Origin of the sequence: Pseudomonas brassicacearum (genome assembly GCF_918698105.1) — a bacterium.
GTDB lineage: Bacteria > Pseudomonadota > Gammaproteobacteria > Pseudomonadales > Pseudomonadaceae > Aquipseudomonas > Aquipseudomonas brassicacearum_F.
Genome location: NZ_CAKKMI010000004.1, coordinates 15,673 through 39,401 on the forward strand (window position 1 = coordinate 15,673; position 23,729 = coordinate 39,401).

Genomic DNA, 23,729 nt, shown 5'->3' on the forward strand with positions numbered 1-23,729 from the left:
TAGCTATCTAGCTGATGAAAATTGTTCGATCAAACAATATCAGGATATTCCATGGCTTTTTCACCAAAAATCGCAACCCTTTTAGCCTACCGTTCCGGCTATATCTGCAACAATCCAGAGTGCAATGTGCTCACGATAGGTCCCTCGACGTCCGATCCAACGCTTAAAACTAAGAAAGGAGAAGCAGCTCATATTGTGGGGGAAAAACCGGGGGCTGCACGCTACAAAGATATTGGTAAAACGCAGGTGGAAAGTGACAGCAATGGGATTTGGCTTTGTGTGGCTTGCCACACGCTCATCGACAAGAACAACGGGGTAGATTATGAGGACACACAGCTCTTCGAGTGGAAGCGCAAGCACGAAGAGTTGATGGTGGTGCTCCTCAGGACGCATCAGAGCCCCCTTCCACTGATCCGTCGATTCAGTTCTAATGCAAAGGTAGCGCAAGACATGGTTGATACGCTTGCGCACCATGGTGTGATGTATCAACCATATGTTATGGAAGATCCGGCGGCTGCAATCAAAGCGATCGAACATATAAGGCGCAAACTTCAAAGATGCTTAAAACAGATTGATCTTGATACTAGGCTCAGAGAAATCTGCGAAGGTTTGATAACCGAATTTCGCGTGGTGATGAACGACACTTCACGCGATCCATATGGTTTGAACTCCTACATTGAAGTTCTTCGGGTCCGTGCAGGCAGGGCTTTGTACAGATTACAGCATGAGTATGGCTGCGGTATTATGGGCCCCATTACTTCTATTGTGCGCCAATAAAAGCAAGCTAGGCTCATTGTGCTTTCTCAATGCGCGGACATTTGCTCATTATTCCTAACATACTCCAGCGAAGGCAAGACCGCATGACCATTTTCATAAAAACCATGTCCCGTGAACGCTACCGCGCAGGTCTGGTCCACAATACCAATAACTACAACTATTCAAAATCTGCAGGAATTGAAAATCGAGTCGATAGTAATCTCTTCGACCTACTGATCGATATTTCAAGGGCGACAGATACCGGCTTTGGGCTTCTCGTCGCCTTTGCAATAAAAGCTAATAGGAAGTCCCTACCCGCCCAGGTAAATGAGTCAATCGTAAAAGGGGATGCTGTAGATCTGCTCCTAGCTGAGGAGTTCAAGCCGTCGGGGCGCCTGGTCGAAGCCAGTCAGTTACGTACCGTTATTAATCTAGCAATGCGTGCGGATCTAGGAAGTCCGCAAGAAACTGTAGCTTGCCGTTTTTGGGAGCATCTTTATGAGAAAGTTCGCGCTGAAGAATTTCCTGATCGGCCAAAGCGGCTAAAGTCATTTTTTGTATTTAAAGATGAGGAGACCGCTGCCTGGTATCAAAAGGCTCACGGCCTGGGAGAATTAACTTGCCGAATAAAAGTCACTGAGCGTCGCGTTGCCTTTGAGGCGGACATGACTATCTTGGATAACATAAATGAAACTACCAACTACGCACAGGCAAGACCGGAAGTCTGCCGTTACTGGCGTCAAGAAATGAATGAAATACCGCGTATTGAGGTGCTTATTCAAGGCCAATTTAAGGTGCTTGATAGGCTCTAGGTATTACGGAAGCTTTACAGCGCGCCTCTCGATTATTGCTTAGTCCTGATCTGACGTTAGCGAAGCCTGTGATGTTTGATTGTTGCGTTTTCAACATCGCAGAGTATCAACGGAAATTCACAGTCTTCGATAGGATTACGATTGAAATCAGTTCTCAGGTTTATGCCAGACCATCCGCTATCTTCGCTAACGGGCGGGTACAGGTTATTCCCGAATGCTATGCCTGCCCGATATTCTGCCGATACCTAGCCAACTGATCCTCCCCACCCACCCGACAAATATTCGCCAAATAATCCAACAACACCACCTCATCCCCATTGATCATCTGCCGCACGTAGGTCGCTGAAAACGGCGTCTCGTACTTGGTCGGATCACGCGGTTTGTGCGTACCCAACTGATACTCCTTGCCAGTAATGGTCATGGTCGTGACCAGTGGAATCTCGTTCACCAGCCCCCCATTGTTGAACACCTGAACGTTAGAACGGCATTGCAACTGCACACTCTTGAACGGCGTGACCAGCTTCTTGGCCGCCTCAAAGTACAGGCTGTTCCATGTGATTTTGCCTTCCAGCTTGTCGATGCCATCCGGCAGTTCGATCAGCCCGACCATGCCCAGCCCCTGAAAGTCGCTCGCCACGGTTTTGATGCTGCCCAGGTCTATCTCTTCGCACTTGCCAAAGAAGCTGGTGCCATCGAGGTAGACGTTGGCATTGGAAATACGGTGTGCGCTAAAGCCTGTCATTTATGCAGCTCCCAAGTTGACCAGATATTGCCCGGTGATTTCGGTTTCGAAGGTGCCGCGTTCAAAGGGCGGCGGTACGGTGAGTTTGTAGCTGAACAGTGCGTGGCCTTGTTCCAGTTCGGTTTGAGGGTTGCGGGCTGGGTCGTACCAGCATTCGCCGCCGAGTAAGGCGCCGTCGCCGATGAGTTTGCGCAGGAACAGGTTGACGCTTTCGGTGATGCTGGTGATGAGCGAGGTGGTGAGCGGTTGATCGACGAACTGCAGCGCGCTGTAGCGGATGGATTCGTCGACGACGTCTTTGGTGCGGCGCACGTTTTCGAAGTTGCGCATGTGGGTGACGCTGGGCCAGGCCGCGGTGCGGTTGCCCCACAGGCGCAGGCCGGTGCCGAAGGCGTTGAAGACGGTGGTGATGCCGTTTTCGTTGAGTAGGTTGACTTCGCTGTTTGAGTCGTCGACCCGGGCGGTTAGCGGTCGCTCCAGGCCGATGACGCCGATCAGTTCCTGGTTGGAACTGCTCCACCAATAACCGTGGTCGTTATCGACTTTGGCGCGCAGGCCGGCAGCGCGAATGGACAACGGTTGCAGGCGTTCGCCGTTGGCGGCGTCGTGGACTTTGATGTGCGGATAGCACAACCGAACACGGTCGCTGCTGGTATTGAAGTTGATGGCGCCCGCTGGCCCGCGCCCAGCCAGTACCTGTTGCACGGTGGTGCCGATGGGCGCGTCGATGTAGGCGATGCCGCCAACTTGGCCGGCCGAGGCGCCCAGTTCGGCGGTCACTTCTTTCAAGGTGCTGAAGCCTGGGGCAATGAAGATCTTAGGGAAGAAGCCCAGTTGGTTGTAGCTGTCTTGGAAGGCTTTCAGGCCGGTGCGCCGCCCTGCAGCGTTGACAGCGCCGATGATGTCCGTCGCGGTGACTTTGCTGGGATCGGCGTGGGTGTAGTCCACTTTGATCTGGGCATTGGCGGCAACGTTGCCGGTCGGCAGGCGCCTAATGTGGCCGGTGGGCATGTCGACTTTGTAGTCGGTACTTTCTTGGTAGGTGACCAATCCGTCGGCGGACTTTATTTGCAGCGTTTGCAGGGCGCCGTGTTCCAGTTGCAATAGATCGTTGGGGGCGAACTGTTTGTCTTGCTCGTCCACGGTGGTGCTGTGGATGGCGGGATCGAGCACGTTGACGACCAGTACGGTGCCGGCGCCGAAGTCGAAGACGCCTTGCAGGGCTTCGGGGATGGAGAAGCCTGTGATGTGCGGGCCGAACTGTGCAGCGTGGGTGTCGTTAAGGCATAGGGTCAGTTCGTTGATGGGGCCAGTGGGCGCCGTGCCGATCACGGCGATGACGGCGGATTTGACCACGCGGATGGACCTGGGGCCGCGCTCGACTTCGGTGGTTTCGATGCCGTGTAGGTAGTTGGCGGGCATGGGTTATTCCTTAGCGGCGGCTATTGATCGTGCTGCTGCCTTTACGGGTAAGCCCGTTGGCAGAGGGCTAGCGTGTAGTGGATGCAGGTGTTTGAGAGCCAGTAAGACGCGGGTGTATTCGTGGTCGGCGGGCATGCTGACCGGTTGGCCGGGGTGCAGGAGGACTTCTAGGCGTTCGCCGGTTTTGCCGACGCGCAGCGAGGCGCAACTGGGTGGCCCGGCGTAGCGGTAGGTGGTGAGTTTCATGGGTGCTCCTGAAGCTGGACGGAGGTCAGTTTTGGTCCGCTTTCGGGGACCTGGGTTTGCAGGTGTGGGATGCCGGCGGCGAAGTCTTGGGCGTACTGCCAGAGGCCGTTGTGGTGCCCGATAAAGTGTTCGGAGACGGGACGGCAGACCTGGTTGGCGTGCGGTGGGTACCAGCCGGTGAGGCAGGCGCGGATGCGGTCAAGGTGACTGACGATGCCGTCTTGGCCATTGAGTTGGCGGAAAACCAACGTGAGGCGCAGCACCAGGTGACGTGCCTGGACGCAGGCGTCTGTGCTTTCTGACTGGCCGAACGTGGATTTGCCGTAGGCGAGCAAGACGGCACCGCGGGGATGGTTGAGCCGATATTGCAATGGGTTTTCGGGAAACAGCTCAATCATCAGTTCGTTGCCGAGGTCGGCTTGTAGCCGGGCGAGCATGGCGTCGAGCAGTTGTTCGGTTTGGGTTTTGGCCGGTGTCATTAATAGCTGTCCCACTGTTGGGCGCCGAATTGTTGTGGGCGAGCGCGCACGCGGATCTCGCCGGGTTCTGGCACGGCCTGGCCGGTGGGCGTGCCGAGGGTGATGACGCCGTCGCGGATGTTTTCCAGCAGCTTGAGGGTGTCTTTGCGGCTGTCCTTCACGGCGTCTGGCAAGGCGCCCTCGGGGCGGCGTTGGTAGAGCCAGTGCCGGGCCAGGTAGACCACGGCATCGCGCAGGACGGTGGGCACCGGGTCGAGCGGCAGTTGATAGCGGCCGCGCAGGTAGCCTTCGACCAGTTCCTCGGCCTGACGCACGCCGTCGTCGATGACGCTTTCGTTCGGCGCGGTGGCGGCTGGGTCGTCGTTGGACAGCTGGGTGAGCGTCATCAATGGGATGGCGTTGCCAAGGTCGGCGCGGGTGCAGTAGCGCATGGCTCAGCCCGCCTTCAGTTCGACGAGGGCTTCGGGAAACAAGCACATGGCCAAGGGGTTGGCCTGGGCTTCCAGGTCCCAGCCTTTGCCCATCTTGCGTGGCTCGGCTTTGCTGTAGAAGGCCTGGCCCAGGGTGTTGACGGTCTCGTTGTAGTTGGCCGGGGCGTTGAACAGCCGGAACACACCGCGGGCCACGGGAAAGACCTGGGCGATGTCGGCCGGAATGAAGCGTTGGCCGCTGACGGTGACGTCGTATTCGATGTATTCGATGCCGCCGAAGGTGAAGCCCGAGCGCATGTCACCGCCGAGACGATCTTGGGCCGCCTGGTAGTGGGCGAAGGCTTCTTTGACCTTGGCGTGGTCGGTGAAGGCGTCGAACCAGTCTGGCCCACAAAAAGCGCGAAAGCGGGTGACCATGACGCCGCCGAGTTTGGATTCGGCGTAGCGCTTGGCGTCGAGGCAGGCTTTGCGCACGTTGGTGTCGGGGTTGCTGAGGGCGACGGTGACCTTCTTTTGTTTGACGTTGAATTCATCAAAGAGGTTGGTCAGCAGCGAGCCGTCGGCGTCCAGCAGTTGGCCGCGCAGTGCGCCGACGCGTTGGAATTCGCGGGTGGCTTCGATGCTGTTTTTGAGTTCTTGCAGGTGGTCGTTGACGACGGTGACGACGGGCGCGGTGGCGCTTTCTTGGCCGAAGGCGGCGATGCCTTGTAGCTGGCTGGGCAGGATGGAACTGCTGACCGGCAGGTGCAGGGTTTCGAAGGTGCGGCGTTTGCGTTTGCGGCCTTCGAGCGGCGCCGGGTCGTCGTTGCGAGAGGTGTTGGGCACGAGCACCAGGCGGCCTTCGCGTTCGTCGATGATGACGCTGGTGCTGGTGACGCCTTTTTCGTCGAACAGGCCCATGGCGCCGACTTTGCCGGGGATGGCCGGGAGTTTGTTCACGGCGGCGGTGAGGTTGGCGACGCTGAACAGGTCTGGCAGGTTCATGGCTGGCTCCGGTTAGAGGGTTGCGCGGGCGACGATGCCCAGGGCATTGAGTTCGTCGAGGGCGGCGGTTTGCTGGGCTGGGGTGATGTCGGCGGGCCAGACCAGGTGGGCTATGGCGAGGACTGCGCCGCGGGCGATGACCACGCCGGGTTGGTCGCCAGCCGTGGCGTCTACGCGCTCGGCCAGCACGGCGGCGGCTTTTTTGCCGGTGCCGCTGCCGGCGGGATCGAGGGCTTGGTATTTGCCGGCGACTTTGGCGAGCACTTGACCAAGTGGGTAGTCGGTGCCGGCGAGTAAGGTGACGTTGCTTTTGGTCCAGCCAGGGCTGACTTGGAGCAGCAGTAAGTCGCCCAGGTCTTTGGGTTGGTTGAAGGTGGCCATGGGGGTTCCTAGCGTTGGGCGCGGGCTGCGGCATCGGCGAGTAAGAGGTTGGTGGGTAGTGCGATATCGGCTTGACCGGTGCGGGCCTTGGTGGCGACTTCGGTGAAGCTGACGGGGTTGGTCAGGTCTTTGAATAGGGTCTTGAGGCCAGCGCTTAGGGGCTGGCGTTGGTCGCCTTCGCCGAATTCCAAGGGGGTTGTCCCGGACTGCACGGCGTCGAGGGCGGCTATGACGACTGGGGCGTGCAGCGGCTTCATGCCGGCGGCGACCAGTTGTTCGGCGTAGGCGACGCTGGCGGTGTGGAGGTTTTTTTGGGTGGCGTTGTCGCGTTGGGCGAGTTCGGCTTTGAGGCGTTTGTTTTCTGCTTCTAATGCACTGGCGCTGGACGTGGGCTGTAGGCCGCCTTCGCTGAATTCGATGACGCCGGGTTCACCTTCGGCCAGTTCGATGGGACGCAGGCCTTTGACGGCTGGCGGTTGTGCGCCGAGGAAGCCGACATGGCGCAGGTAGTAGACGCCGGGCACGGGGTTGTTGGCTGCGGTGGGGTGGTAGAAGGACGCGGAGATTTTTTTGTAGCTGCCCTTGGCGATTTGCTCGGCGAAGGAGGCGTCGATTTGTTGGGGTTCGGCGATGAGCCCGTGGGTGGTGGCGGACAGGGATTTGACCCAGCCGGCGGCTGGGGCGTCGTGTTGGGGGTGGCCGATGACTAGGGGGGCTTCGTGGAGCGATGGGTTGTAGGCGGCGACGGTGGCGGCTAGGTCGGCTTCGGTGAAGTTGTAGGTGGTGCCGCATTGGGCGGTGTGGGTGCCGGTTTTGAAGATGTGGAGTGGGTTCATGTTGTGCACTTTGTTGGAAATGGTGCGCACAGCTTGGAATGGGGTATGTGGTCAGGCTTTTAATCGGGTTTAGAGAGTCGATGTAGCAGCGAGTGATCGCTTGGGTTGGGCCAACCTTGCCTAGTGGAAAAAAGTGACTCTGTCGAGGCCACTCATCTCGGGTCGACTAACAACGCTAAACCGCCTGGTTTCTAGTTAAGCGCTATGGTCTACCGGCGCGATTCCGCTCTCACGAAGTTTAGTGAGATGACCGAATTATTGCCCGATTGAGGTAGGCTTGACATCACGAGGGGATCTATCGATGTGCAATGCCACCGTGAGGTTTTATAAAGCATTTACGATTTGCTGACTGTTTCAGCGCGACTCGACGTGAGGACAACTGGCGAACGCAGCGAGGTTGAGCTTCTACAACCGGCACCCTATGCATGAGAATTGGAGCAAGAAACGTATGAATTTGGGAAGCCCTGACGTTTACATCAGTTTGGTCTCAGGCCTTGTAGGGGCATGTATTGGCGGTTTCTTTACGTTGAAGGCGGCGACTAATGCTCATAAATTTGCGCTGAAGAAAGAGGAAGCGGCGGACAGAGAGAGGATGATTACGACGTTAATGCTGTTGCGTACCGAGATCGCCAGTGCATGGGAGCTGTTCAAGGAAGAATGCGGCGATGAGTTGTCGACGTGCGCTGAGGGCGCGCCTTTCTTGTATTTATTGCCAATTGGGAAAAATCCGTTCCCTATTTTCGACTCGGGGCCGCCAGCATTAAACCTTTTGCCACGAGAGCTGGCAAAGGATGTCGTTCAATTCTATTTGCGCGCAAGGGCTTAATTGCCTCGATCGAAATGAACAACCGCGATTATGAGCAAGCCCTTCAATACGCTCGAGTACTTTTGATGAGCCATGCAGAGCGTGCTCAGAAGGACGGCGAAGAGTTCCCTGATGAGAAATCTGACCAACTGTTTAACGACGGCGTAGAGTTCATGGCCGGCCAGCTAGGGATGGGCGATACCGCTGACGCGATTAGATCGCTCGCGCAAGAGCTGACGCCTATTGTGGGGCGCATCACTACAACAGTAGATGAGCTTTTTTTCCCTCTCTCCGACAACCAGAAATGGACGAACTGATGGCTCTGCCTTCTTTTGATAGAGCTTGGCCTGAGCGAAAAGGCATGAAGCCTCGCATTTTGGTGCTGGAGATCAGAGATAAAGATCGCGTTGAAGAGTCGCCACTTTGCTGGATCGTAGTCGAGCGCGAAGAAAAGTACGAACGTGATTCTAACGATGAAATCTGCAGTGCCTCAATCCGCTTGTCGTATCGAAGAATCACGGGCAAGCACCCTTCTTACGAGAGCGGACATGGCCAATTTGACGGCAGCTATTCGCGCTTTTTCAATGCGGTCTCCCTTACGTCTTCTTCAATGGCCGCTGGTTCGGTATACCTCGGACTGCCAGAATTGCATGGGCAACGGATTGGCACTTATTTGATGAACGTCGTCGTTGAATGGGTGCAGCAGTGGCCTGACGCCGCCGTTAACCCGATTGAACTGCGGATGGGACAGGCACGCGCCGATAATAAGGCGCGACGTAACCGGTTCTACGAGCAGTTTGGCTTGAGATTTGATTACCTTGATTCGGGAAAGCGCGAAGGCCTGTCACGCCCAATTCAGGTTCGGGCGCTAAACGTGGTTGAGACATGGAAGAAGAATATCTTCGAACACACGATGTTCGACCACTTGGCGGAGCGCTTGGACGCAGTAGAGTCAGCACAGGCGAAGTTGGCAGCACTCAACCACGCCTATGTGTGTTTGCGCGAGAAACAGAAAAATGCGGAAGCGAGGCCGTTTCGCTGGGCCATAAAAAGGCTGTATAACCAGAGTAGAGGACTGGTGACCGCCGCGGCAATCCTAGCGGTTTGCATCAGTCTGTTCTGGTTCAAAACGAGGTAGCAGGTGAACCTCTGAAGCCTAGGATTGGGAGTATCCGATCGCCGTTAGTGTTAATGGCAGTGATCGGTCAACAGCCTATGTTTCATCAATGGCAGCTACACCGAATCTCGCGCCGCCAGACTTTGCAGGATCACAGATAGCGGCTATGCCGTTCGATAAGCAACTGGCGATCATAAATCTGTATGTATGGGAGCAGTGCCTGGAAGATTTGTTCGCGATCATTTGTGCCGATCCAATCTGCGTCGCGACCGGTTGCTTCCAACATGGCCCTCATCACGTAGTCGGTGTTGCCACTGAGCGGAACAAAATGGGCTTGTTTCAACCTGTCACTGATGGCTTCAATCAGGTCCTCATGGGTCTCTGCCGAGCGGATACCTAGGTTTGAGCCGATGTAACCGGTAAATCCCTTACCGCCTTTGAGTAACACCAGCAGGGCTTGATGTAAGCCTGCACGCTGGTCTGTCGTAACCCAAGCGCGCTTGCTTCGATCACTATTGTAAAATTGCTGAAGCGTCTGCAATGTTTCCACTATCCCTAGTTTGATGTATCGATTTTCCTCCAGCAACGGCATTTTCCGCACGTCGCTGTAAGCTTCGGTGCTACTCCAAAATTCGGTGGCACGGGTTATTTTTGCCCGCGTTGCAAACGGATGCAGCCAGTTCCGCCAATATCGGCGCATTTGACCCGCCCGCCAACGTCCTATTGCAGGGAGCAAATCGTTAGTCAGCCACCGATAGGTCTCCATACACGACCATCGGGGTTCACTGTAAGCATGATAAGTGGGCGGTTCCCACAGGATCGCAATCTGATCCGTGTGGCAAAGGCCGTCAATGTCGGCTCCAAAGATAACGCCATGGTAGCCCGTGCTTGAAACCGGCATGAGTCTATTCGATGCATTGTGGAACATGTGCCATTCGGAGTTGCCATTATCGGTGTCGTGGGCATTGGCGAACTCAAGCATCAGCTCCCATACCCAAGCATCGACTCTGCATAACGCGACTCGCGTCCCCGCCCATTTCACGACTGGAAAATTTTGCGCCTCCCATTGCGTCTCGATTTGCTTCAGGTTGTGTATGTACTGTTCTGAGAACTCATCCGCGACCTCGACCACCTCTTGCACTGCTGCTTCAGGAAGGAGGAACCGGCAATTTTTCAAGTCGACGATGTGGTTATTGGGTGGTTGAGTGGTTACGCCTTGGAAAAAAGGGCGGCATGCCGCCAGGAGCGGTTCACCCTCGTTACCCAATAGATTGTTCAGCAGCCAGGGTTGGTCCAGCGTCACCATTACACCTTCAGTGTCAGGCATGGTGATCGAAATGACCGCCGAGCCCGGATAGTCCTCAGGTGTGGGGAGCATTGCCGTGACATCGATCCGTGGTTTCCTCAAAGCCCAATATCGACCGTGCACCCTACGAACGGTGAGGTCTTCCCTGTCAAACGCTCCGCTGCTCAGAAACTCATGTGCCAACGCTGAAACTTCTGTTCTCGGATCTTTGATCGCTTTCAACAACCTCTCTTGAAAACCCACTCGTTGCATCCACTGATTGCAGAACTGATCGACATGGGGCCCGGAGAAAAAACGAGTGAGCACGTCCGGGGCGCTCTTGAGCTTTTCCGTTAGGTGCTCGGCGGTCCATAAATCTGCTTCGATCCCACGCGCTGATAATTTGCGCTGGGCTTCAACCCAATGTCCGTCAAGAGATCGGATGGTATTTTGTGCCACGATCAGCGTGAAGCGTCCTGCGGACTCTGCCCACTTACCGGCTAGGAATCGGTCCACCGCAATGGTGAGGTCGCGGCCAGTGAAATCCTTCCAACACTTGCATTCGAATACTAATAAGCGGTCCTTGCTCAGACGGTCGAATGCGAACAAATCGATACCGTGCTGGGAAACCTTTCCTTTGTTGCCAAGGCGCTGACATCCGGTGAGCGTGTGATCTTTCTGAAGCAGCCACCAGCACAGTTGCTCGAATGGCTCGGGGTACATGTCCTCAAGCCGCAGTGCGCTAGATGTCTTAGGCGGTACGTATTCTTGTGCGGTAATCGGGGCTTCAGCGTGGAGATGCTCGCCCCACTGCTGTGGGAATTCTTCGTGATTGCTCATGGGACCTGGATCGTTTGGGTAAAGGTCAAGGGAACCACGCACGCTGGAGAGGGATCAAGCCAACCCTCTGCAGTTACCGTCGGAGCTTTATGGGCTCTGGCGTGGGGCTGCCGTCTTTAGGTGACGGCTGCAATCGACCTGTAACCATCCTTCGTGGAGATATGACCTATCGACTATTGTTCCACCATTCTAGGAAACCAGAGTACTAGCTCGATAAAAGGATTTCAGGGGAGAGGAGGAATCTCGGCTGCCGGCATGACGAATTAGACTGTGAAATGCATAGATCCATATTTAACAAAAAAATAACGTATTGATCCGGTTGATATAAGGATTTATGCTTAATAAAAACGCATTTGAGGACTTGCTGTGTCAGCTGAAAGAGAAGCGAAACGCTCGTCGAGCGTACTGGACAACCCAATAAAAACGGCTATATTAATATTTTTTCTAGCCGCTTTTGCTGCTTTTTTAATAACTGCTAATTGGGAGTGGGTCAGCACAAATATACTCCCAGACACTACGCTAGGTCTATATAGCAGAGGCTTTTGGGAGAATGTGCTGGTTGAAATGCATGGTATGGTGGTAGAGCTCGCCGTAGTCGGTATTCTTCTGCTTTGGCTGGATGGGCGGCGCGGCAAAAATAAAGAACTCGCTCAGTGTAGGGAAGATCTAAAAAATTACGCAACTTTAGACTTCCCTGAGTCTCATCTGAAAAAAATTGGCGCTCTAAAGACACTTGTGTCGGCTAATGAAGTTAATCTGGACGCCCGCTACCTACATCTTTCCGGACGAAGTTTATCAGATATAAACGTGTCCGGCTGGAATTTGATAGGTTTAAAAATCAATGGTGGGAAACTTGAAAAATCAAGATTTGAAGCTGTCGATGCACGATCTAGTAACTTTGTGCAATGCAAAATGAAAAACGTAACTTTTGCAGGTGGGAGTCTCTATAGATGCAAATTTGAAGGTGCTAAGCTTAGACAGGTTATGTTTAAGGACGTTCGGATAGAAAAAACAGAATTCACGCACTGTGACATGCCTGGCACTGTGTTTGATGGGGTAAGCTTAAAAGGGGTGAAATTTGAAGGGGCGAATTTATCTAACAGCAGCTTCAAATCAGCCATTGATATTGATGTGAGCGAGCTCAGCAAGGCAGCTACACTTGATCATATTGCAATTAATGATGAGTTACTTTTTCAGCTAATTACATTGCGACCTGATATGAAGTATCAGGCTAAAAGATTCCGGCCGTAAGGGAATTGAACCCTATCACCTTTTATCAAGGCTGACCCACATCCAGCCACCGAAACGCGAATCTAGCAACAGAATTGCCGAAAATCAAATTTTTTGGAAGTACATCGGCAAATATGTCTGCATCGTACAATTCTGACGTTATCGTTTGACGGGCCTATCAGACCTAGGAAAATCACCATATGGCTGCCTACTATCCGATTCCGAAGCTTGACGCCGCCAAGCTTCGTGAAAATGCACTCACCTCCATTCGGTTAGGGGTTGAGGACTTCGAGCGATGCAGGCATCCCGATGGAGACCCCACGCGGGCACTCTCGGCAATCCGGAATCTCTTCGCAGGAGTACTGCTCCTGTTCAAGTATAAGATCGCTACGTGTGTCGAAGACCCCGCCGATGCTGCGGCTCTGATCTTCAATCCACCGGAGGTTTTGCCCCATTCGGATGGTGATGGTGGTATCGACTGGGTACCGGTAGGCAAATTCAAGGCCACCACTATTGACGTCGGAACGATCCAAAAGCGCTTCGAAGCTTTTGAGATTGACGTCGACTGGGCTGTCATCGAAAAACTACAGGCGTGCCGCAATCATCTGGAACACCTACACCCTGCTCACACGTTGGGTGAAGTCGCTGATTTCGTTGCGGAACTATTTCCAGTGCTCCAAGATTTCATTCAGAAGGAACTAGGAGAGTCGCCAGCAGCAATCCTCGGCGATGCTTGGCAACTCATGCTGTTGCACCACCAGTTTTTTGTGGACATGACTAATCAGTGTGAAGAGGCTTGGGCTGAGGCCTGCGTGCCAGAAGGGATGGAACCATGGCGAAAGGAATGTAGGTGTCCAGAGTGCGCTTCAACTTTGTTAGCGCCTGCGCCAGAAAATTTGGACGAAGGCGATACGGTCGAACAGAACGAAAATCGCTTCAAGACTACCTGTATCGCCTGTGGATATACGGTATTGATAGCCCCTCTCATGATCGACGCGCTGGAGAAAGCCTATAGTTACGATCCGCGCGACGGGGGTGAACCCAGTGTTGAACGCTGCAATCAATGCGGCAGAAGTACGTTTCTAATTCCTGAACAGTCCTGCCTGTGGTGCGCTGCGGAGCTTGAATATACGGAATGTGAGATGTGTGAAGAGAGCCTAGGGCAAGAGGATCAGGGCAACGATGGATTGTGTTCCTATCACGCTCATACTTATGAGAAATTCATGCGCGACGACTGACTAGCTAACTAAAAGACAATCAATCCATTGAAGGCCAAGCTTTAGCGATAACAAAAAATGTCTAAGGAATACAAAAAGTTGCGAGCTGGCTCGCAGTAGAACATTAACATAGACTGAACATCTCTGATGTCAGAGGTAAAAAATGTCAGGCTCACGGCACCATTTCATTCCAAAATTTCTACAGAAAGGCTTTTCAAGTAGGAGCACTAGCACAGACGTTTATTGCTGGTGCTTCCCGAAAGGCGCCAAAGCTTTTCAACCAAATATAAAGAACGTCGGCATTGAGTCGTTATTCTACTCAATTTCGTCAGAGACCGAGCTAGATGACGTAATCTCAAAAGAGGAAGAGCATAATTTTTCACCGTTAATTGACAAGCTTCGCGCAAACTCGGTTGGTGAAGATGACTCAATAAACATTTCTGCCATGTTAGCTCACCTTGAGGTTCGGAGTCAGCACTTCAGATCTAGCGCAAACGTATTATTTTCAGAGTTGATGGGCACATTGCTTAATACGTTTTCAAGCTTGGACTTCTTACAGGATACTCTTACAAAAATTCTTTCCCCCGACTCTCCGATTTTTCAGAAGGCGCTACTTGAAGCAGGAATATCAAAAGACCTCTATAGGCAAATATCAAAGTCAAACCCGGAAGGATTGAAAGGCCTTAAGGAAAATATGGCTCGCGGCGTATCCAAGGCAATATATGAACGACGAAACACGATGCCGGATTTGATTGCGAAGGCTATAAAAGATGGCCATATTCGGTTACTCAACCAATCCATTTCTCCTGAAAAAAGAGCGAGCCGGTACACGAACCTAAAATATTCCCTCCAGAATTATCCGGCCAATGACCTACCCCTCGGAGATTCAATGACATTATTTCATGTTAATGGCGAAAGAAAGTTCAAGCCCTTCCTTGACAAAGAGGATAAATTAATTTCGGCAATCCTGCCGCTGTCTCCGAATCAGTATTTAATTGGCTCAACGTCCGAGTCGAAAACCGTGCAGTATCCAAGTCTAGCCTTAGAGGTCGCGCGCTGTTCATTTGCCTATTTTATCTCAAGCAGAAATGATGATCAGGCTAAAAGCTATCAGTCTGAAATTGGAGAAAATTCACACTGGTTACGACCACAAGATATACACCAAATATTCGCTGACTCTCTAGAAAAAATACTGTGTGAATATTAAAACATCCTACTGCACTTAAGCCTTCTCTGGATTGGTTAGATGGCGATCGGTGTAGCTGGTAAAATTTGTATGATGGTTATCTATCTCCTAGAGATGTGCTGTATCTTTCAAATGAACTAACGCCATCTCGAGAATAGCCTTTTCCGCCTCAGGCTGCAGGCCACCTTCAGCATCCAAGGGCAAGTAAGGTCGGCCTGGGATATCGCCCCATAGCTGCGGAAAATCCGCTTGGTCCCCACCGAACTGCATCATCGCCGCATAAGGCTTGTTACTACCCACCAGCGCCGATCTATCTGTCGCTTGGGTGGTGATCGAGGCAGCCAAACCGGCAGCGCTGACTTGCAGCATTTTTCCAGGCCAAAGGCCGGTTTCGGCTCGGCGTCCTGTGGTGACGCCGGAAAGCTCGGGCCATTGGGGGCGGCCTTCATGTTCGAAGTTTTCTTCGGTTTGGCTGGCGAGTTCGGCGGCCAGGCTGTGCATGAGTGGCGTTAGGTCGCTGATGGACTGTTCCACTTTGCTTAGGATTTGTTGTAGGTGTTGGTGGTCTAGCTCGATGATGAACATGGGATGCCTTCCATTTTGGTTTGCGGTGGGTCAGGAAGTATTGGTGGGGCTGGGTTGGGGCTGCTGTGCAGCCCAGCGGGAGCAAGCTCCCTCGCCACGGGGGGCACATTAATTCAGGCCGGTGCCCGGGGCGTGGTTGAAGCCTGGGTCGGTGCGGAATGTGACGCTGTGGCCTTGGGCGTTGGTGATTCGGATGCCTCCCACGGTTGCTGTTCTGATTTCCCCGGTGCGTTTGTCGGTGCCGGTCTCGACGGTTTCGGTGAAGGTCTTTCCCTGGCTGGAGACTACGGTGAGCCCGCGGCGTTTGACGGCGGCTTCGCTCAGGGCAATGACGCGGCAGCGGCAGTTGAAGCCGTTTGGCGGGAAGATGGTTGACCAGATGGGGTCATCGTGGCGGAAGACCTGGCCGTGCATGGCGCGGTGGCTGCTGCGGGTTTTGCCGTCGAGGATGGCGATGTACATCCAGTACGGGTGGGTCTCGGTGGTCTGTTCCATGGCGGCTTTGCGGCCAGCCATGTAGGCGCTTTGCAGGTTGGTTTGGTAGATGGTTTTCAGGCGTCGCGGGCTACCCAATTGGACGGTTTCGGCGGTGCCTTGGCTGTCGACGATTACTTGTTTGCCCCACCAGCCTTGGGCTTGTAGGACGGGTTTGAGGTTGGCGGTGAATTGCTGAAGGGTTTGGCCCTGTTGGAGGGCGGTTTCCAGGGCGGCGCGGATGTCGGTGAGTAGGTCCAGGCGCATGGCTTTGGCGACGGTGAACGCGTGGTTGTGGGCCTGGTCGAGGATGTCTTGCCAATGCCAGGTGATGGTGTAGCCCTTGGCTTTCAGGTAGGCGATGGCGTTGGCGGGTTCGAGGCCGAAGATGATCTTCAGGTCCGCAGGGTCGAGCTGCTTTGCGGGGCTGCCCATGTCAGTCTTCCCGGTTTGCGGTTGCGCTTAGGCGGCCCCAGGTGTCGGCCATAAACATGAGGTTGGCGAGGTTTTCAGTCAGTTGGTTTAAAGACTCGGCTGGCAGGCTATCGAGGGCTTGGTCGAGGGTTGCTTGATCCGGCGCCCGGTGTTGTGTGGTCTCGGCGAATGCGGGTTTGCCCCCTTGGATCGGTGCTTGTTGTAGGTCGCCGTCCTGCAGGTTGTAGGTGCGCTGCCAATAGGCGTTGGTGAACCTTACCCCGGACTCGGTCAGGGCCTTGTCGCGCTGGGCCAGGGATTTGTCGATTTCTTCTTGTTGCCACAGCGCATAGCGCGGTGCGACGACGTGTGGGCCGAAGTTGAGGTCTACGACGTGGCGGATGCAGGCGTTGAGCGCGGTGGCGACGATGGCGGCGTCGCCGTCGCGGATGTCTTGGGTGACTTCGGCACCGGCGGTGGCGCTGGCGTGGTTGGTGTCTTTTTCGGTGGTCTGGTTTTGCCCGAGCATGGCGACGTTGATTTCGCTGCGGCAGTATTCGAGCAGTTGGCGGTAGACGTCGGCGCTGCCGGCTTTGCCGGCGGCTTCGATGATTTGCACGCTGGCGTCGTCGGGGATGGCGGCGACGGCGTCTTGGACCATGGCTTCAAGGCTGTCGAGCAGCAGTTCGGTTTCGCCGTCGGTGGCACCGCGTGGGTGTTGGCCGATGACCCAGGGGCTGCCGTACTTTTCGGTGAACTGTACCCAGAACTTGAGGCCGCCTTTCATGAAGGTGGCCGGCCAGAAGCACATGCTCAGGTCTGGGAAACCGTAGGGGTTGGCGTAGGTCGCGTCTTGGCGGGCCACGATAAAGCGTTGGGGGTCGCAGAGCTCGCCATCTGGACCGGTGTCTTTGGCGCGGAAGCGCAGCGCGTTGTCTTTGTCGTAGAAGAACCATTCAGCCGGTTTGCCGAGCAGGTCTTGCGGTACCCAGTAGCTGCCCACGGGCTGCCATAGCAGTTCGATGGGTTGGTAGCCGAACAAGGGGGCGTCAAGCATTTCGCGGATGATGCGGTCCAGGTCGAGGTCGGCGAGCCAGTCGGTGATGAAACGTTCAACGTTACGGGCGGTTTGTTCGCGTTGCAGGCCTCGTTCCAGTGACAGAACCGCGGCCTTGCGGCGGCGGATGTTGCCGCCAACCAGGGCTGAGCTGCGCAGGTCACGGTAGACGGCGATGTCTTTACCCTGGGCTTTGAGGATGGGGTCGGGGTTGGGCAAGTGGCTGCTGAAGTCGCTGGCCTGTGCGCGGCCACGGGTGGCTATGTGCTGTTTGAGCGAGGGCCCGCGTTTGGTCTCTGCAAAGCTTATGAATTCGGTGGGGCTGACCCACACACCGGTTGTGTTCATGCGTACCCCTGGGTGAGGCGTTGGCCCTGGCGTGGGCGGCGTGATTTGACGGTGACCGGGCCACTGGCGACCTCCAGCGTGGCGAAGTTGGCCAGCACGCCGGCGCCGGCAAAGTCGCCGTGGCGGTAGAGGTCGGGGTCTTTGAGGTCTTGTTTGCGGGCTTTGACGATCATGGGGATGCCGTCGACGGTTTCGATGGCGCGGATGTCTTGGTGCAGCGAGTCATCTTTGGGCAGCGTTAGGGTCGCGTCTTCGAACAGTTGCACGAATTTGGGCATCCAGGCGCCGTACCAGGCGCGGGTGATTTTGACTTGTTGGATGCGGTTGTGACCGAACGCGTCGGCGGTGTCTTCGGCGAGTGTTTCGCCGCTGCCGGTGGCGTCCAGGGCCGCACCGACGAAACGCGGCAGTCGGCGCAGGATGTAGAAGAGGATTTGCTGTTGTTGCCGGGTGGGCACTTTGTGCATTTCGACCACGAACGGGACGTCGCGATGTCGTGCTTGGTCAACGGACATCGGGCAGATGATGGAGAAGTCGCGGTGCCGGGCGTAGTCCATGCCGAGGAAGTGGCGGTGCTCGGGGTTGAGCGGTTGCAGTAATGGCGCCAGGTAGCGCTCGATCCAGTCGTCGACGTAGGCCTCGCGCCGGTAGACCGGCTGTTGGGTGAAGTCGTCATCCAAGGCCAGGCGTAGGACGGTGCGACCGGTGCGCATGGCTTCTTCGATCCAGATGCCGGGGATGCAGACGCCGTTGCCGTCACGGGGGATGGCGTCGAGTTCTTCGCGCATCTGTGCTTTGCGCGGGCCGTAGGCGTTGCGGATTTGTTTGTACCAGGCTTCTTTGTCTTGGGCCGTGACGAGCTTGCCGGCCATGAAGCACACGCGTTCAAACAGGCCGTTGGCGACGGCGTCGTCGAAGGTGGCGCGAAAGACCTGGGCGCTGCTGCCGTAGCGCTGGTCGCGGATGTCGCTGACCATTTGGTTGAAGGCGTTGGCTTTGCCGTTGTGGGTGCTGATGATGACGATGCGACCGCCCCAGATGAGCAGCGCGGTAGCGGCGTCGAGCACGGCCGAGACGTCGCGGTGAAAGGCGGCCTCGTCGATGATGACTTTGCCTTGCAGGCCGCGAACGCCGGCCGGGTTGCTGGAGAGCGCGACGATTTTGAAGCCTGAGGCGTAGCGGATGCGGTAGGCGTTGATGTGGCGGGTGTTGCCGGCGTCGTCTTGGTCCTGGAAGAGGAATTCTTCGATCTGGCTGACGCCGGAGGCTTGGGCTTCGGCGATGACGCGGCTGAATTTGGCGCAGTAGCCGATGAATTCCAAGCCCTTTTCTTTGGTGTCGCCGATGTAGAAGCAGTCCATGCCGCCGGCTATTTTTTGCGAGGCGGCGGTGATGACGCAGTCCAGCGCTTCGGCGAAGGTGATGCCGGTGCGGCGGCCCTTTTCACAGAGCTTGATGTGGGCGTCGATGGCCAGCCATTGCGATTGGTGGGCCATGAGAATGCCTTCGGCCAGCGGGTCGTAGCCCTCGGGGATCTGGCGAACGCTGGGCGGCAGCTCGTCCCATTCAATGACGCGCAGTGTGCTGGAGGACGGCTTCATGGTTTGACGCCGAGGAACTTCTGGCGCCAGAACAGGGCTTGGTTTTCGGTCATGCCTTGGGCTTTGACGGCGTTGTCGAGTTCGGCGGCTTGTTCTTGGAGCAGGCGTTCGCGGGTGGCTTTTTCGATGGTTTGGCGTTCTTTGACGCTGAGGGTGCGGGCTTCCATGGTGGCTTTGGCGGCGCGGGCCAGCGCGGAGACTTCGGCGACGGTGACGTCGTCTTTTTCGTGGGCTCCCATGGCGGCTTGGTAGGTCAGGGTTGAGATGGCTTCGACAAGTAAGGCGCCGGTTTTGTCGGTGGCGTCTTCACCGAAGGCGCCGACGAAGGCTTCGGCCATTTCGCGTTGCTGGCGGGCTTTGTCGATGAGTTCGTCGAAGCCGACTTTGAAGCGGCCCAGGGCGCTGCGGCTGGGGGGCTTTTCGTTGGGGAAGCGCCGTTGGATGTCGGCGAGCATGTCGTCGAGGGTCAGACGGTCTTCGCGCAAGAGCTTTTGTATGTAGGCCTTGACGATGGGCGGCAGGCGGTTGATGGAGGATTTGCCGGCCATGGTCAGGCTCCCGGACGTTTGATGCCGGGCACGCGGGCGCGACCGGCGGCGATGTCTTGGCCGCGTTCGGTGAGGGTGGCGACCAGTACCGGGCCGATGTCGGCCAGGGTGACGGCGCCCTGTTCGGTGAGCCAGTGCAGTTCGGTTTTGATTTGGTCGCGGCTGGCGGTGTGGCCGAAGTTGTCGAGGGCTGTGTTGAGGACGGAGCTGTTGGCGCGGTAGCCCGGCATTTCAACCAGCAGCCGCAGGATGACCAGGCGCATGTCGTGGCGCAGGTAGTCGGCGTAGGGGGTCATGTTTTTTCTCGCAGCAGGTAGTCGTTGATGCGGTCCAGCGACCGGGCCAAGGGGCTGAGGGCGTCTTTGACGCCGGAGAGTTCGGCGCGGATGGCTTTCATGTCGCCCAAAAGGTCGGCGATGGCCGACGGGTCTGGCAGGTGCCGGACGTGCTCTTCTAGGGCGACGATGCGGGTGCGCAGTTCGAGCAGTTCTTGGGTGCTGGCGGTTTGGCGTTTGGTGATCCAGGTGTAGAGGGCGAGTACGGTCAGGACCAGCCACTGGACGGTTTGGAAGCCGAAGTTGAGTTCGTTGAGGTTCATTCAAGGCTCCGGGTCTTGAGGTTGGCTTAGCGCCCTGGGCCTTGTTTGATCAGGCGTGCGACGAACAGGAGGATGGCCAGTGCGCTGTTGAGGGTGGCGTAGGCTTTGGGTGACAGCTGGGGTTGCCAGAGCGGCAATAGGTCCAGTTGGGTGAACGCTACCAGGGCGATGACCAGGCTGATTTGGAGGCTGTAGAGTCTGTAGCCTTGGCGCCAATCGCTGATCAGTCTCATGCTGCCGCACCCTTGAATTGGCCGTGGACGATGCCGCGTTCTATGCCGGCCAGTGCTAGGCCGTCGGCGATGATGGTGTCGCCGTACCAGCGGCCGCCTGGTAAGGGGCCCGCGCCGTTTTCGTGGCGGATGATGACGGTGACCAGGGCGCGCATGATTTCGAAGTCGTAGACGTCGACGCTGGCTACGTCGGGGTCCAGGCCCAGGGCGCGCGCGACGCTGATGACGTAGGCGTCGGTGTTGTTTTCTGAGGGGGGCGCCCAGCGTTCAATGATTTCGCGCACGGTGTCGATGGGGCTGCCGTCGGCGGCGCGGCGTTTGTCTTGGTAGGTGATGAGGACGCGGGCAATGGCGCGGATGCCCCAGCGTGGATTGATGAATTGGACGTATTGGTTGTCGCTCTGGTTGGGGGCTGTGCCTTGCCAGCGGATGCCTTGGGCGTGGCGGATGTTGCCGGGGTTGTAGTTGCGGATGCCGCGGGGGTGTTGGGGTCGCAAGGGGGTGCCTCCAGTCGTGGCGCCCCTGGGGTTGGGACGCTGGATGTGCTCACGCCGCTATGGTGGGCGGCGTGGGCTGGAGGGGCTTTTAATCGGGTTTAAGGAGATGGTTAGCCGAATAGACAACAAAGAGATTCTGTTGAGGTAAGCTGCAAACCAGCACCCGAGTACGTAGCCATTGCACAACACCCGCCTAGGTCTATCGCTAGCTCCGGCATCACGAGGTCAAAAAATGGAAGCTGACAATTCGATGGTTGGACCGGTCGATGAAGAGATGCGCGTGATTATGCGTCTACTGGAGGGCGCTGAAGGTACTAGTGAGTTGTCACGACTCCTGTTGGGCGTCGGTAAGGAGGATCTCGCCCTGATCGGCGAACTTATCCAGATGTACTGCGTGGCAGACGCATTGTGTCGTGGGCTCATCGCTATGCTTCAAGAGCATCGGCTCGGTACTACAAGTGATTCGGCATACTCACTGAACGATACCGACGTCCTACTCCACACCAAAAAAGAAGCTCGTGAGACCGCCCTTAATATCGACAAGGCCGGCATCATCTCCGCAGTGGAGACGTTTGAGATGCACAGGATGTTCCGACACACATTCTCGCACTGGGTCGTTAAACGGTATTCGGATGGGAAGCATCTGGTGGCTCTCTCGAGAAGCGCGCCAGACGCAAAAAAGCGCGATGGTATTGCGCTGGAAGGTGGCAAAGTGAAGCTGATGGTTTTCCGAATTGATCTGCTGATGACGGAGCTGGCTAAAATCAAGGGCCACTGCAGGTTCTTGTCGCAACTCCACACATATCTGGAAGGAACTCCTGCAACTTAAAGACAAAATAGATAGGACTGCGCCCTCACGGGTATCACGTCCCCATCTGCGGGTACCATCAACACGCCTTCAGAGTCCCAGACATATGGACCATCATGTCAGCTTATGGCCGAGGGCTATCCTCGTGACAGGCTGGTATCGGCCAAAAGCGGTCTGTCAGCGGAATCGATATGACAGACCTTTGCATCGTATTGACTTATCTATTGGAGTGACTCTCCCAGAGCGCTCGCAATATCTGAAGCTTGAACGTGCAGACCATACATCGAACCCGAATGATGTTTGATCTTTCGGATTCTTCGGCCCACCACCACCGGATTTCTCACGCGTAGTTCATGACGATCCTTCAAAAGCCCCGCATTGATTGATCTGAAGATCCAATTTGGCCGCAGCTGACCAGCAACGCTAGTATCAATCTCTTCAAGGCACACCCTGACGAGCTTGACCAACGTAATCGTCTCACTCGGAGAAAAGGTTGTTGGAGATTTGTCTCCGAAAATCAGGCCGGGAATGGATGAGCGTGCCTCCCAGAATCTCTGAAGACCTGGTGCGTCGTGCTTCAGGAGCTTAGAGTACTCGCTCGAAAGCTCAGTCGCCCCGTGGATTACGTGGTTTCGCCTTAATCTCAGGTATTTAACCGTCCTCAGCAATGAGGGCTCTATTGGCGCAGTATGCGTCACCAAATGCTGACTCAAGGTCTCATCAATGGGATCAGCCAGTGTAATGGGGATTTCAGCTATATCTCCCCAGTGCCGTAAAGCAGCCTCGATGAAGATAAGCAATTGCTCGACTGCGAAAGCGAAGCTCACTCCCAGTGATGTATTGAGTTGAGCATCACGAAACGACAACAGGCGTGTCATAGGAACGTGTATTCGCTCGGCGAACTCGTTGTCAGGGAACACTTCGCTCGTGAATTCAGTCGGGCGCAACGTCGCTAACTCCTGCCATCGCGCAGCGACATCTTCGTGCATAAACAGGGTGAGGCACAATTGGTCGTTGACGCTCGCTAATGCTCGCATGTGAACGTTGCGAAGGGGCGTTTTGGTCGGTAGCGACATTCAGAGTTCTCTTGAGTCTTGGAAGGTGGCTGGTTTTAGAATGTCACGAATGAGCAGAGAATTCCCAGGGCTGGAGTGGTTGATCTGAATCGCCCCTGGTTTCGTAGACACCGCGAACGGCTGCAAAGGGTCGAAAAGGTTGGCCTTGAACGTCCGCTTTGGCCGATTGCTGCCTGTCAGAAGGGGCAGCGACCGGCCAAAGGCTGCCTATCAGTTGCTTCGACTGCTACTCTCTGCGCTCTCTGGACTCAGTGCTGTTTATTCATAACGTGAGAGTGTATGAACAACCAACTCGCCATTTTGATTCGCGACTACCAAGCAAGCGTCGGCGCTGCCATGGACATGATGCAGCGGTCTGGTATCCCGCGACCCTCGACTAATAGCGATTGGGTGGGAACTGACATTCCTCAGCACGGAGAGCTTGAAGGCGGAGTTCGTTACTTCAAGCACGGCTATGGCTGCGCGGTTAGCCTCCCAACAGGCACAGTAGATTTTGACTTTGGGGCCCATGGTGAAATCGGTGGCTTCGACGTATGGCGACTTGCTAGTTTTGCCGGCGACAAGCTGTCCGAGTATGGTTTTGCTGGCGAAAATGCACTCAAAGAGTGCTTCGAAGCAGAAGTTGCGGTCGGTTCTCTAATGTATTCCGGGTACATCCTCTACTACTTAGCGGACGCCACCTCATGACGAAATAGTCCATTCTTCGTCCCCTTTAAACCAA

29 protein-coding genes are annotated in these 23,729 nt (G+C 55.6%); 10 read left to right on the plus strand and 19 right to left on the minus strand.

Features of this window, described 5'->3' with window-relative positions:
• Window positions 1-51: 51 nt before the first annotated feature.
• Window positions 52-777, plus strand: a complete 726-nt coding sequence (locus LQ215_RS02615) for an HNH endonuclease (protein WP_230147299.1) — start codon at window positions 52-54, stop codon at window positions 775-777.
• An 83-nt stretch (window positions 778-860) separates the two neighbouring features.
• On the plus strand, window positions 861-1,568 hold the full coding sequence (locus tag LQ215_RS02620; RefSeq protein WP_230147300.1) for a hypothetical protein: 708 nt from the start codon (window positions 861-863) through the stop codon (window positions 1,566-1,568).
• 217 nt (window positions 1,569-1,785) lie between these two features.
• On the opposite strand, the gene LQ215_RS02625 is transcribed toward LQ215_RS02620, so the two are convergent.
• The 8 genes from LQ215_RS02625 to LQ215_RS02660 are packed head-to-tail and all read right to left on the minus strand — an operon-like array spanning window position 1,786 to window position 7,089.
• Window positions 1,786-2,310, minus strand: a complete 525-nt coding sequence (locus tag LQ215_RS02625) for a phage major tail tube protein (RefSeq protein ID WP_230147301.1) — start codon at window positions 2,308-2,310, stop codon at window positions 1,786-1,788.
• On the minus strand, window positions 2,311-3,732 hold the full coding sequence (locus LQ215_RS02630) for a phage tail sheath subtilisin-like domain-containing protein (RefSeq protein ID WP_230147302.1): 1,422 nt from the start codon (window positions 3,730-3,732) through the stop codon (window positions 2,311-2,313).
• Window positions 3,733-3,735: 3 nt separating this feature from the next.
• The gene (locus tag LQ215_RS02635) at window positions 3,736-3,978 is read right to left on the minus strand and encodes a hypothetical protein (RefSeq protein ID WP_230147303.1); all 243 of its coding nucleotides are present in this window, start codon (window positions 3,976-3,978) and stop codon (window positions 3,736-3,738) included.
• A complete protein-coding gene (locus LQ215_RS02640; RefSeq protein WP_230147304.1) occupies window positions 3,975-4,457 on the minus strand; it encodes a Gp37 family protein in 483 nt (160 codons plus the stop codon). Before LQ215_RS02640 ends, LQ215_RS02635 begins: the two co-directional genes overlap by 4 nt.
• Window positions 4,457-4,888, minus strand: a complete 432-nt coding sequence (locus LQ215_RS02645; protein WP_230147305.1) for a gp436 family protein — start codon at window positions 4,886-4,888, stop codon at window positions 4,457-4,459. Before LQ215_RS02645 ends, LQ215_RS02640 begins: the two co-directional genes overlap by 1 nt.
• 3 nt (window positions 4,889-4,891) lie before the next feature.
• Window positions 4,892-5,872 (minus strand): major capsid protein, encoded by a 981-nt coding sequence (locus LQ215_RS02650; RefSeq protein ID WP_230147306.1) that lies wholly within the window; start codon window positions 5,870-5,872, stop codon window positions 4,892-4,894.
• Window positions 5,873-5,884: 12 nt separating this feature from the next.
• Window positions 5,885-6,253 carry a head decoration protein gene (locus LQ215_RS02655; protein ID WP_230147307.1) on the minus strand — a complete coding sequence of 123 codons (369 nt, stop codon included), beginning with the start codon at window positions 6,251-6,253 and terminating at the stop codon, window positions 5,885-5,887.
• Window positions 6,254-6,261: 8 nt separating this feature from the next.
• Window positions 6,262-7,089 carry a phage protease gene (locus LQ215_RS02660; RefSeq protein ID WP_230147308.1) on the minus strand — a complete coding sequence of 276 codons (828 nt, stop codon included), beginning with the start codon at window positions 7,087-7,089 and terminating at the stop codon, window positions 6,262-6,264.
• Window positions 7,090-7,537: 448 nt separating this feature from the next.
• Between LQ215_RS02660 and LQ215_RS02665 the strand changes: the two genes are divergently transcribed.
• The 3 genes from LQ215_RS02665 to LQ215_RS02675 are packed head-to-tail and all read left to right on the plus strand — an operon-like array spanning window position 7,538 to window position 9,032.
• Entirely contained in the window at window positions 7,538-7,915 is a 378-nt protein-coding gene (locus LQ215_RS02665) for a hypothetical protein (RefSeq protein ID WP_230147309.1), read from the plus strand.
• A 14-nt stretch (window positions 7,916-7,929) separates the two neighbouring features.
• On the plus strand, window positions 7,930-8,211 hold the full coding sequence (locus LQ215_RS02670) for a hypothetical protein (RefSeq protein WP_230147310.1): 282 nt from the start codon (window positions 7,930-7,932) through the stop codon (window positions 8,209-8,211).
• The gene (locus LQ215_RS02675) at window positions 8,199-9,032 is read left to right on the plus strand and encodes a hypothetical protein (protein ID WP_230147311.1); all 834 of its coding nucleotides are present in this window, start codon (window positions 8,199-8,201) and stop codon (window positions 9,030-9,032) included. The genes LQ215_RS02670 and LQ215_RS02675 overlap by 13 nt, the downstream gene beginning before the upstream one ends.
• 130 nt (window positions 9,033-9,162) lie before the next feature.
• Here LQ215_RS02675 and LQ215_RS02680 read toward each other — a convergent pair whose 3' ends face one another.
• On the minus strand, window positions 9,163-11,136 hold the full coding sequence (locus LQ215_RS02680) for a restriction endonuclease (protein WP_230147312.1): 1,974 nt from the start codon (window positions 11,134-11,136) through the stop codon (window positions 9,163-9,165).
• Window positions 11,137-11,502: 366 nt separating this feature from the next.
• Between LQ215_RS02680 and LQ215_RS02685 the strand changes: the two genes are divergently transcribed.
• The 3 genes from LQ215_RS02685 to LQ215_RS02695 all read left to right on the plus strand — a co-directional run bounded on the left by LQ215_RS02685 (window position 11,503) and on the right by LQ215_RS02695 (window position 14,790).
• The gene (locus LQ215_RS02685) at window positions 11,503-12,387 is read left to right on the plus strand and encodes a pentapeptide repeat-containing protein (protein WP_230147313.1); all 885 of its coding nucleotides are present in this window, start codon (window positions 11,503-11,505) and stop codon (window positions 12,385-12,387) included.
• Between the two features lie 179 nt (window positions 12,388-12,566).
• Window positions 12,567-13,604: a hypothetical protein gene (locus LQ215_RS02690; RefSeq protein WP_230147314.1), complete on the plus strand. Its 1,038-nt coding sequence runs from the start codon at window positions 12,567-12,569 to the stop codon at window positions 13,602-13,604.
• A gap of 142 nt (window positions 13,605-13,746) precedes the next feature.
• On the plus strand, window positions 13,747-14,790 hold the full coding sequence (locus tag LQ215_RS02695; RefSeq protein WP_230147315.1) for a DUF4238 domain-containing protein: 1,044 nt from the start codon (window positions 13,747-13,749) through the stop codon (window positions 14,788-14,790).
• Window positions 14,791-14,877: 87 nt separating this feature from the next.
• On the opposite strand, the gene LQ215_RS02700 is transcribed toward LQ215_RS02695, so the two are convergent.
• The 9 genes from LQ215_RS02700 to LQ215_RS02740 form a co-directional block, all read right to left on the minus strand.
• Window positions 14,878-15,354: a phage virion morphogenesis protein gene (locus LQ215_RS02700; protein WP_230147316.1), complete on the minus strand. Its 477-nt coding sequence runs from the start codon at window positions 15,352-15,354 to the stop codon at window positions 14,878-14,880.
• A gap of 108 nt (window positions 15,355-15,462) precedes the next feature.
• Window positions 15,463-16,263: a phage head morphogenesis protein gene (locus LQ215_RS02705; RefSeq protein ID WP_230147317.1), complete on the minus strand. Its 801-nt coding sequence runs from the start codon at window positions 16,261-16,263 to the stop codon at window positions 15,463-15,465.
• 1 nt (window position 16,264) lies between these two features.
• Complete coding sequence (locus LQ215_RS02710) at window positions 16,265-17,647, minus strand: DUF935 domain-containing protein (RefSeq protein ID WP_230147318.1); 1,383 nt, start codon at window positions 17,645-17,647, stop codon at window positions 16,265-16,267.
• On the minus strand, window positions 17,644-19,248 hold the full coding sequence (locus tag LQ215_RS02715; protein ID WP_230147319.1) for a hypothetical protein: 1,605 nt from the start codon (window positions 19,246-19,248) through the stop codon (window positions 17,644-17,646). The genes LQ215_RS02710 and LQ215_RS02715 overlap by 4 nt, the downstream gene beginning before the upstream one ends.
• Complete coding sequence (locus LQ215_RS02720; protein ID WP_230147320.1) at window positions 19,245-19,796, minus strand: phage protein Gp27 family protein; 552 nt, start codon at window positions 19,794-19,796, stop codon at window positions 19,245-19,247. Before LQ215_RS02720 ends, LQ215_RS02715 begins: the two co-directional genes overlap by 4 nt.
• A gap of 2 nt (window positions 19,797-19,798) precedes the next feature.
• A complete protein-coding gene (locus LQ215_RS02725; protein WP_230147321.1) occupies window positions 19,799-20,092 on the minus strand; it encodes a VpaChn25_0724 family phage protein in 294 nt (97 codons plus the stop codon).
• A complete protein-coding gene (locus tag LQ215_RS02730) occupies window positions 20,089-20,394 on the minus strand; it encodes a DUF2730 domain-containing protein (RefSeq protein WP_186642568.1) in 306 nt (101 codons plus the stop codon). Before LQ215_RS02730 ends, LQ215_RS02725 begins: the two co-directional genes overlap by 4 nt.
• 26 nt (window positions 20,395-20,420) lie before the next feature.
• Window positions 20,421-20,627 (minus strand): hypothetical protein, encoded by a 207-nt coding sequence (locus LQ215_RS02735; RefSeq protein WP_230147322.1) that lies wholly within the window; start codon window positions 20,625-20,627, stop codon window positions 20,421-20,423.
• A complete protein-coding gene (locus LQ215_RS02740) occupies window positions 20,624-21,124 on the minus strand; it encodes a structural protein (RefSeq protein ID WP_230147323.1) in 501 nt (166 codons plus the stop codon). The genes LQ215_RS02735 and LQ215_RS02740 overlap by 4 nt, the downstream gene beginning before the upstream one ends.
• A gap of 232 nt (window positions 21,125-21,356) precedes the next feature.
• Here LQ215_RS02740 and LQ215_RS02745 point away from each other — a divergent pair, with 232 nt between their 5' ends.
• On the plus strand, window positions 21,357-21,953 hold the full coding sequence (locus LQ215_RS02745) for a hypothetical protein (protein WP_230147324.1): 597 nt from the start codon (window positions 21,357-21,359) through the stop codon (window positions 21,951-21,953).
• A gap of 200 nt (window positions 21,954-22,153) precedes the next feature.
• Here the strand turns inward: LQ215_RS02745 and LQ215_RS02750 are convergent, their stop codons facing one another.
• Window positions 22,154-23,008 carry a hypothetical protein gene (locus LQ215_RS02750; protein WP_230147325.1) on the minus strand — a complete coding sequence of 285 codons (855 nt, stop codon included), beginning with the start codon at window positions 23,006-23,008 and terminating at the stop codon, window positions 22,154-22,156.
• 279 nt (window positions 23,009-23,287) lie between these two features.
• Here LQ215_RS02750 and LQ215_RS02755 point away from each other — a divergent pair, with 279 nt between their 5' ends.
• The gene (locus tag LQ215_RS02755; RefSeq protein ID WP_230147326.1) at window positions 23,288-23,695 is read left to right on the plus strand and encodes a DUF6896 domain-containing protein; all 408 of its coding nucleotides are present in this window, start codon (window positions 23,288-23,290) and stop codon (window positions 23,693-23,695) included.
• The last annotated feature ends 34 nt before the right edge of the window (window positions 23,696-23,729 follow it).

Bases quoted from the DNA above. Each gene is read 5' to 3' on its own strand.
- LQ215_RS02745 (WP_230147324.1), top strand. From the start codon at position 21,357: ATGGAAGCTGACAATTCGATGGTTGGACCGGTCGATGAAGAGATGCGC.
- LQ215_RS02730 (WP_186642568.1), bottom strand. From the start codon at position 20,394: ATGAACCTCAACGAACTCAACTTCGGCTTCCAAACCGTCCAGTGGCTG.
- LQ215_RS02670 (WP_230147310.1), top strand. From the start codon at position 7,930: ATGAACAACCGCGATTATGAGCAAGCCCTTCAATACGCTCGAGTACTT.
- LQ215_RS02660 (WP_230147308.1), bottom strand. From the start codon at position 7,089: ATGAACCCACTCCACATCTTCAAAACCGGCACCCACACCGCCCAATGC.
- LQ215_RS02710 (WP_230147318.1), bottom strand. From the start codon at position 17,647: ATGAACACAACCGGTGTGTGGGTCAGCCCCACCGAATTCATAAGCTTT.
- LQ215_RS02620 (WP_230147300.1), top strand. From the start codon at position 861: ATGACCATTTTCATAAAAACCATGTCCCGTGAACGCTACCGCGCAGGT.
- LQ215_RS02625 (WP_230147301.1), bottom strand. From the start codon at position 2,310: ATGACAGGCTTTAGCGCACACCGTATTTCCAATGCCAACGTCTACCTC.
- LQ215_RS02720 (WP_230147320.1), bottom strand. From the start codon at position 19,796: ATGGCCGGCAAATCCTCCATCAACCGCCTGCCGCCCATCGTCAAGGCC.
- LQ215_RS02715 (WP_230147319.1), bottom strand. From the start codon at position 19,248: ATGAAGCCGTCCTCCAGCACACTGCGCGTCATTGAATGGGACGAGCTG.
- LQ215_RS02725 (WP_230147321.1), bottom strand. From the start codon at position 20,092: ATGACCCCCTACGCCGACTACCTGCGCCACGACATGCGCCTGGTCATC.
- LQ215_RS02705 (WP_230147317.1), bottom strand. From the start codon at position 16,263: ATGGGCAGCCCCGCAAAGCAGCTCGACCCTGCGGACCTGAAGATCATC.
- LQ215_RS02630 (WP_230147302.1), bottom strand. From the start codon at position 3,732: ATGCCCGCCAACTACCTACACGGCATCGAAACCACCGAAGTCGAGCGC.
- LQ215_RS02675 (WP_230147311.1), top strand. From the start codon at position 8,199: ATGGACGAACTGATGGCTCTGCCTTCTTTTGATAGAGCTTGGCCTGAG.
- LQ215_RS02640 (WP_230147304.1), bottom strand. From the start codon at position 4,457: ATGACACCGGCCAAAACCCAAACCGAACAACTGCTCGACGCCATGCTC.
- LQ215_RS02735 (WP_230147322.1), bottom strand. From the start codon at position 20,627: ATGAGACTGATCAGCGATTGGCGCCAAGGCTACAGACTCTACAGCCTC.
- LQ215_RS02700 (WP_230147316.1), bottom strand. From the start codon at position 15,354: ATGTTCATCATCGAGCTAGACCACCAACACCTACAACAAATCCTAAGC.
- LQ215_RS02635 (WP_230147303.1), bottom strand. From the start codon at position 3,978: ATGAAACTCACCACCTACCGCTACGCCGGGCCACCCAGTTGCGCCTCG.
- LQ215_RS02755 (WP_230147326.1), top strand. From the start codon at position 23,288: ATGAACAACCAACTCGCCATTTTGATTCGCGACTACCAAGCAAGCGTC.
- LQ215_RS02645 (WP_230147305.1), bottom strand. From the start codon at position 4,888: ATGCGCTACTGCACCCGCGCCGACCTTGGCAACGCCATCCCATTGATG.
- LQ215_RS02615 (WP_230147299.1), top strand. From the start codon at position 52: ATGGCTTTTTCACCAAAAATCGCAACCCTTTTAGCCTACCGTTCCGGC.
- LQ215_RS02655 (WP_230147307.1), bottom strand. From the start codon at position 6,253: ATGGCCACCTTCAACCAACCCAAAGACCTGGGCGACTTACTGCTGCTC.
- LQ215_RS02680 (WP_230147312.1), bottom strand. From the start codon at position 11,136: ATGAGCAATCACGAAGAATTCCCACAGCAGTGGGGCGAGCATCTCCAC.
- LQ215_RS02665 (WP_230147309.1), top strand. From the start codon at position 7,538: ATGAATTTGGGAAGCCCTGACGTTTACATCAGTTTGGTCTCAGGCCTT.
- LQ215_RS02695 (WP_230147315.1), top strand. From the start codon at position 13,747: ATGTCAGGCTCACGGCACCATTTCATTCCAAAATTTCTACAGAAAGGC.
- LQ215_RS02650 (WP_230147306.1), bottom strand. From the start codon at position 5,872: ATGAACCTGCCAGACCTGTTCAGCGTCGCCAACCTCACCGCCGCCGTG.
- LQ215_RS02750 (WP_230147325.1), bottom strand. From the start codon at position 23,008: ATGTCGCTACCGACCAAAACGCCCCTTCGCAACGTTCACATGCGAGCA.
- LQ215_RS02690 (WP_230147314.1), top strand. From the start codon at position 12,567: ATGGCTGCCTACTATCCGATTCCGAAGCTTGACGCCGCCAAGCTTCGT.